2 protein-coding genes and 1 pseudogene are annotated in these 5873 nt (G+C 69.5%); all 3 read right to left on the bottom strand.

Going from position 1 to position 5873, the window contains the following annotated elements:
- Positions 1 to 199 (bottom strand): annotated as a pseudogene (locus ACFWF3_RS21480) (hypothetical protein); the annotation flags it as partial.
- On the bottom strand, positions 196 to 3393 hold the full coding sequence (locus ACFWF3_RS21475; protein ID WP_379315013.1) for a type I polyketide synthase: 3198 nt from the start codon (positions 3391 to 3393) through the stop codon (positions 196 to 198). The pseudogene ACFWF3_RS21480 and the gene ACFWF3_RS21475, both read right to left, overlap by 4 nt.
- A 24-nt stretch (positions 3394 to 3417) precedes the next feature.
- The coding region (locus tag ACFWF3_RS21470) for an SDR family NAD(P)-dependent oxidoreductase (protein ID WP_379315012.1) at positions 3418 to 5873 on the bottom strand (2456 nt) is incomplete at its 5' end.

The following is a 5873-nucleotide window of genomic DNA, read 5'->3' as shown; positions in this document are numbered from 1 at the left end:
GATCGTGGTAGGCGACGAGCCGATCGAACCACAGCGAGTGCGCCCGCGGCACCTGCACGGCGGCGAGGTATTCCGAGCTGCCGACGACGGCGGTGTCGGCGACGTAGACCTCGGCGAGTCCGCGCCGGTGAGCCAGCGCGGCGGGCACCAATTGTTCGAATCCGAGGGTGCCGCGTACCGGCGACAGTCCCCCGCTCATGCGAGCACCGCCTCGTGGGTCGGCGCGTCGCTCCAGATCCTGGTGGCGAGTACGGCACCCAGTGCCCGTGGCGTCGGGTGGGTGAACAGATCCTCCAGCGAGAGCTGGGTGCCCGCGGCGGCATTGATCCTTCCGCGCAGTTCGAGAGCGGATAGCGAGGTGAGCCCGATCGCAAGAACGGTGGCGTCGAGGTCGATCTCGTCCGCGGTGAGGTCGATGAGGATCTCGCGGATCTGATCGACCACCAGGCCGACGGCGACATCGCGGCGCCGGTCCTCGGGAACGGTCAGCAGGTCCGAACGCGTGGACGGTGCCTCCCCTGCCGGTGCGTCGTGCCGACCGGCGATCCGGTCACCGGCGAGTTCGGCGCCGGCGACGCCGATCATGCTTTCGAGGACGGCGCTGTCGGTGTGGACCCAGTAGCGGCGATGCTGGAACGCATAGGTCGGCAGATCCACAACTCTGGCGGTGTCGCCGGAACACAGTGCCGACCAGCCGACTTCGGCACCGGCCACCCAGGCTGCCGCCACGGCTTCGATCGCCGAACCGGCTTCGTCGGCGCCGGGTCGCAGCACCGGAACGGCTGTGCTGCCGGTATCGGCGAGTGTCTCGTAGACCAGGCCGGACAGGGTGTCTCCCGCGCCGAGTTCGAGATAGGTGACGACGCCGGATTCGTGCAGCCGCAGCACACTCTCGTGGAAACGCACCGGCTCGCGGGCCTGACGTACCCAGTAGTCGATCGAAGTGAGCTGTCCCGGTGTGGATTCCGTGCCGGTCACGGTGGAGAGGAAAGGAATGCGCGGTTCCTGGAGGCGAACGGTCGCGACGACCGAGCGGAATTCGTCGACGATCGCATCCACGTGCGGCGAGTGGAAGCCCCGGTCTACGCCGAGCCTGGCTACTCGTCGGCCGCGTTCGCGCCAGTGCCGGGCGAGCTCACCCACCGCGGCGATATCGCCGGCGATCACGGTGGCGTTCGGCCCGTTCGCCGCGGCGACCGATACCTCGGCCTCGCGACCGGCGAAGGAGGCCGCGACCTCGGCCATGGATGCCCGCACGGACACCATCGCTCCCGGGTCCATCCGCTGCATCAGCCGACCACGCGCGGCGACCACGGCCATCGCGTCGTCCAGAGACAGCACACCCGCGACGTGCGCGGCGCAGAGTTCACCGACCGAGTGACCGACAACGAAATCCGGTACCAAGCCCCAGGATTCGAGCAGCCGGAACAGAGCCACCTGCACGGCGAACACGGCGGGCTGGGTGTAGTCGGTTCGCGCGAGCAACTCACCCGTCCCGAACATCTCGGTACGCAACGGATGCTCGAGATAGGCGTCGAAACCCACGCAGATCGTGTCGAGCGCCTCGGCGAACACCGGGTACGTGTCAGAGAGCCCGCGGCCGATGCCCGCGAGTTGCCCGCCCTGACCAGGGAACATCATCGCCAGTTTGCCGCCGGTGCCACGGCGTGACAGGACTGCCGAGGTGGCGGTGCGTCCCTCGGCGATGGCCGTGAGTCCGTCCAGGAACTCGCCGCGGGTGTTCGCCACGACGACGGCGCGATGGTCGAATCTCGTTCTCGTGGTTGCCAAGGAGTGCGCGATGTCGGCGAGATCGTCCGGGGAATTCGCGACTGCCGTGCGTAGGCGGGCCGCCTGGTCACATAGTGCGGCGGCGGTGCGTGCCGAGAGCAGCCACGGAGTCGGCGAGGGCGTGGGCCTCGCATGCGCCGGGGCGGCGGTCTGCGGGGAGGCGACCGTGGGCGACACCGCGTGGCGGGTGTCGGCCGAAATCGCCGCGGGTGCTTCGGATTCCGGTGCTTGCTCGATGATCAAGTGGGCGTTGGTGCCGCTGATGCCGAAGGACGACACCGCGGCCCGGCGTGGATGTTCGGAGGTCGGCCACGGCTGTGGCCGCAGCGCCAGCCGGATTCGATCTCCGGTCCAGTCGGCGTGCGAGGTCGGCGCGTCCACGTGCAGCGTGGGCGGAACCATCCCGTGCCGGATCGCCTGCACCGCCTTGATCAGTCCGGCCACGCCCGCGGCCGACTGCGTGTGTCCCATATTCGATTTCACCGATCCCAGCAGCAGTGGTGGCGCACCGTCGCGCTGCCCGTAGGTGGCCAGCAGGGCCTGCGCCTCCACCGGGTCACCGAGTACGGTGCCGGTGCCGTGGCCCTCCACCATGTCGATGTCGGACGCGCGCAGACCAGCGTTGGCCAACGCGGACCCGATCACCCGCTGCTGTGCCGGTCCGCGCGGTGCGGTGAGCCCGTTGGAGGCGCCGTCACTGTTCACCGCCGAACCGCGCAGTACCGCGAGCACTCGGTGCCCGTGCCGCCGCGCTTCCGACAGACGTTCCAGGAGAACGACACCGACGCCCTCACCCCAGGCGGTGCCGTCAGCGCCCGCGGCATAGGACTTGCATCGACCGTTCGGCGCCAGCGCACGCTGACGCGAGAACAGCGCGAACGGCATCGGGGTGGACATCACCGTCACGCCGCCGGCGAGCGCCATGCCGCATTCGCGCAGCCGGAGCGACTGCATCGCCTGATGAATCGCGACCAGCGACGAAGAGCAGGCGGTGTCGACGGTGACCGCCGGGCCTTCCAGACCCAGCAGGTACGCGACCCGACCCGCCGCCATCGAGGCATGGTTGCCGGTGAAGTAGTAGGTCTCCGCCCCATCCCAGGCCTGCGTGGCGCCGAATCCGTAACCCTGATCGCTGAATCCCACGAACACACCGGTGTCGGTGCCGCGCAACGTCGTCGGGTCGACGCGGGCCTGTTCGACCGATTCCCAGGCGAGCTCGAGCAGCAGGCGCTGCTGCGGGTCCATCGCCTCGGCCTCGCGCGGGCTGATCCCGAAGAATCCGGCGTCGAACTCGCCCGCACCTTCGAGAAAACCGCCCTCTCGCACATAGGATTTGGCGAACTTGTCCGGGTCGGGATCGTAGAACCCGTCCACGTCCCAGCCGCGATCCGCCGGGAACTCCGAGATCAGGTCGCGCCCCTCGATCAGCGCCTCCCACAGGTGCTCGGGCGATTCGATCCCGCCGGGGAACCGGCACGACATACCCACGATCGCGATCGGTTCCCGTGCGCGTGCCTGCTCGTCCTCGAGCTGCTGTCTGGTCTCCTGCAACTGCCGGGTGGCGCGTTTGAGATACGTGCGAAGTTCCGCTTCGGTGGCCATCGGCCTCTCGCTTTCTGTCTCGGCTCAGACCGAACGGACCTGGTCGATGAGATCGAACAGGGCGTCGTCGTCGGCACCGTCGATGTTGTCGACCAGATCGCGCGCCGAGTCGCCGCGCAGGGTGCGCACGAGGTCGTTGATCCGCAGCAGCAGTTCCTCGACCCGCTCCGGTGGCAGCTCGATACCGGCACATCCCGCCGCCACTGCGTCGAGCTGTCCGACGATGCGGGCGCCCGGGTCGTCCACGGGCGCGATCTCGGTGCGCAGGTAGCTCGCCAGCGCGGTGGCGTTGGGGTAGTCGAAGACGATCGTCGTGCGCAGCTTCGCGCCGGTGGCCGCCTCCAGCCGGTTGCGGAATTCCACGGCGCCCAACGAGTCGAAACCCAGGTCGGTGAACGCGGTATCGGCGGGCACCGCCTCCGCCGACGCGTGACCGAGGACGGCCGCCGCGTGCGACCGGATGACGCCGAGGATGATCCGCTCCTGTTCGGCGGGCTCCTGACCGGTGAGGCTCGACAGCAGCTTCGCCGACTCGTCGGAGCCACCGCCGGCCGCCCGGCGCGGGCCGCGCAGCAGCGACCGCAGCATCGCGGGCATCTCGTCGACATCGCCGAGCGAGCCCAGTGCCGTGAGGTCGAGGCGTGCGGGTACGGCGAGTGCTCTGCCGGTCGACAGGGCGTTGTCGAACAGGGCCATCCCGTCGTCGTCGGTGAGCGGGACCAGCCCTTCGCGGCGCATTCGCCGCAGGTCGCGCTCGGTCAGGTGCCCCGTGATGCCGGTCCCGCGCTCCCACAGCCCCCACGCCATCGCGGTGGCGGTCAGGCCACGGTGTCTGCGGTGCTGGGCCAGCGCGTCGAGGAACCCGTTGGCCGCGGCGTAGTTCGCCTGGCCCGGGTTGCCGAGCAGACCCGCGATCGAGGAGTACATCACGAACATCGCCAGCGGGTGCCCGCCGGTCACCTCGTGCAGGTGCCAGGCGGCATCGGCCTTGGGGCGCAACACTGTGGCGATGTGTTCGGGAGTGTGCTCGCTGAACAACGCGTCCTCGACGACGCCCGCGGTGTGGACGACGCCGGTGAGCGGATGCGCGGCGGGGATCGCCGCCACCAGTGCGGTGAGAGCGTCGCGGTCGCCGACATCGCAGGCGGCGATGTCGACCTGGGCGCCGAGCGCGGTCAGCTCGGCGGCGAGTTCGCTCGCGCCGTCCGCGTCGGGTCCGCGACGACTGGTGAGCAGCAGGTGCCGAACTCCGTGTGTGGCCACCAGATGCCGGGCGGCCAGCGCGCCGAGGCCGCCGGTGCCGCCGGTCACCAGAACGGTGCCGTCGCGGTCGAGTGGGGTCGGCACGGTCAGGACGTATTTGCCGATGTGGCGTGCCTGGCTCAGCTGACGGAATGCCTCGGGCGCACGCCGCACGTCCCACCGGGTCACCGGAAGTGGTTGCAGATCACCGAATTCGAACAGCGTGCGCAGTTCGGTCAGAATCTCGTGCAGCCGGTCCGGGCCTGCCTCCATCAGGATGAAGTTCTGGTACCGGACGCCCGGGTGGGTTGCCGCGATCTCGTCGGCGTCACGCAGATCGGTCAGGCCCATCTCGATGAACCGACCGCCGCGCGGCAACAGGTCCAGCGACGCGTCGACCTTGTCGCCCGCGAGGGAGTCGAGCACGACATCGACACCGCGTCCGCCGGTCGCTTCGAGGAACTTCGCCTTGAACTCGGTGGTTCGCGTATTGCCGATCCGTTCGTCGTCGAAGCCGTTCGCGCGCAGCACATCCCACTTGCCGGGGCTGGCCGTGACGTAGAGGTCCAACCCGAGATGGCGGGCCAACTGGACCGCGGCCATGCCGACACCGCCGGTGGCGGCGTGGATCAGCAGCGACTCCCCCGACCGCACCCGCGCCAGGTCGACCAGCGAGTAATAGGCCGTCGCGAACACGATCGGTGCGGCTGCCGCCTCGTCGAACGACCAGCCTTCCGGAATCTTGATCACCGTGCGCCGGTCGGCCACCACCGTCGCGCTGACGCCGGTGAAGATGCCCATCACCCGATCGCCCAGCGCGAAGTCCACCACATCGGGAGCGACCTCGACGATCACCCCCGCACCCTCACCACCGATGGCGGTGTTCGGGATCGGGTACATCCCGAGCACGATCAGCACATCGCGGAAGTTGACACCCGCCGCCCGCACCGCGATCCGCACCTGTCCGGGTGCGAGCGGCTCGATCTCGGCCGGCGCCAGAATCATGTTGTCGCCGTTGAGGGTTCCGCGCCCGTGGTCGACCAATCGCCAGTCGTGCGCACCGAGCAGCTCAGCCGACCCGACCGTGTCCGCACCCGCGCGCACCAGGCGCGGCGCGTGCGTCTCCCCGTGCCGGATCGCTAGTTGCGGCTCGTTGGTGAGTGCCGCGCAGGTGCACACCGCCTCGCGGTAGTCGCTGCGATCATCGAGATCGAGCAGCGCTATGCGGCCGGGGTTCT

The sequence above is a fragment of the Nocardia sp. NPDC060220 genome, from assembly GCF_042727815.1.
Lineage (GTDB): Bacteria > Actinomycetota > Actinomycetes > Mycobacteriales > Mycobacteriaceae > Nocardia.
This window is presented reverse-complemented; position numbering and strand designations above follow the sequence as displayed.